Source organism: Arthrobacter sp. NPDC080082, assembly GCF_040686595.1.
Lineage (GTDB): Bacteria > Actinomycetota > Actinomycetes > Actinomycetales > Micrococcaceae > Arthrobacter.
The window spans coordinates 1-1,419 of sequence record NZ_JBFBKQ010000013.1 but is presented as its reverse complement, the minus strand read 5'-3'; the positions used below and the strand labels follow the sequence as shown (position 1 = coordinate 1,419).

1 protein-coding gene and 2 rRNA genes are annotated in these 1,419 nt (G+C 64.1%); 2 read left to right on the top strand and 1 reads right to left on the bottom strand.

Annotation, left to right across the window (positions count from 1 at the left end; translation table 11 throughout):
- Positions 1-108: ribosomal RNA gene (locus AB0O44_RS16180) — 23S ribosomal RNA — on the top strand; the annotation flags it as partial.
- Between the two features lie 248 nt (positions 109-356).
- A 5S ribosomal RNA gene (gene rrf, locus AB0O44_RS16175) occupies positions 357-473 on the top strand.
- A 449-nt stretch (positions 474-922) separates the two neighbouring features.
- Here the strand turns inward: rrf and AB0O44_RS16170 are convergent.
- Positions 923-1,419: hypothetical protein (locus AB0O44_RS16170; RefSeq protein WP_364139075.1), on the bottom strand; the 497-nt coding region annotated here is incomplete at its 5' end.

Below are 1,419 nucleotides of genomic sequence, written 5' to 3'. Positions count from 1 at the left end.
GTGTGAGAGGCCCCCAGCCAGACCACTGGGTTGATAGGCCGGATGTGGAAGCGAGGACTAAAGACTCGTGAAGCTGACCGGTACTAATAGGCCGACAACTTACACCACACACCACCCCCGCCAGCATCGACTGGAACACAGCGGGGTGGGTATGAAGAACAAGACTGCTTGCGTCCACTATGTGGTTCCCAACCAACAAACCCACCACCAGGTTCGTTGTGTTGCACGGAACCAAACCATAATTGAATACAACACCACCACCTGCCCCAGGGCAGGAGTTGTAACCAAAGACTTCCCACCCCGGGAAAGCCACCCCACACACGGGCTGGTACGACCAGGGGAGCGGGTAACAGGGTTACGGCGGTCATAGCGTGGGGGAAACGCCCGGTCCCATTCCGAACCCGGAAGCTAAGACCCACAGCGCCGATGGTACTGCACCCGGGAGGGTGTGGGAGAGTAGGTCACCGCCGGAACATCATTCAGGTCGAGAGCCTCCAACCACACGGTTGGAGGCTCTCCCACTTAAACCACCCATACAGGGCTCAGACAGGGCGCCGGCTACTCCCACACCCGCACATAATCCACCCGCATCGCCCCGGCCTCACCGAGAATCCTCGCACCGCGCCACCCGGCCGCGCGCCGTCGTGGTTGCTCACGCCGTCGCCCGGGAGGGTCCAGACATTCTGCTCTCTCCGGGCCGGTATCCGCCGTTTCCGCGAGGGGAAGTGCTGCGGGGGTCGACCGGCCGGGATCGCCCTGTGAGGCGTGCCACCGCGGGGCCCACGGGGCGCCGGCAGTTAGCCGGGCGAGTGCTCCTCGCCTAGAATTGAATGAGATGTACGGACTTCGAAGCGCTTGATTTCGGGTTGCGTAGGAACGAAACACGAAAAACAGAGCGGCTGCGATTGCGCCAGTGGTCGGCTCACAACAGGAGGAATCCAGCATGGCTGATCACAACGACGGTAACCGCGGCCGCGACGACAGCGGCAATTTTGGCGGGGGCCGTAACGCCGGCGGCGGCGGATTCCGACGGGCCAACAACTCCGGCGGCGACCCCCGCGGCTTCCGCGGCCGGGACGATCGTGACCGCAAGCCGTACGGTGACCGTCCGGCCCGAGACGGTGAACGTCCGGCCCGTGACGGTGAGCGCCGCAACTTCGACGATGACCGCGATCGGAAGCCGTTCGGCGATCGTGACCGCAAGCCCTTCTCGGCTGGGAACGATCGGAAGCCGTTCGGTGATCGTCCGGCCCGTGACGGTGAGCGTCGCAGTTTCGGTGGTGACCGGGATCGGAAGCCGTTCGGTGATCGTCCGGCCCGTGATGGTGAGCGTCGCAGTTTCGGTGGTGACCGGGATCGGAAGCCGTTCGGTGATCGTCCGGCCCGTGATGGTGAGCGTCGCAGTTTCGGTGGTGACCG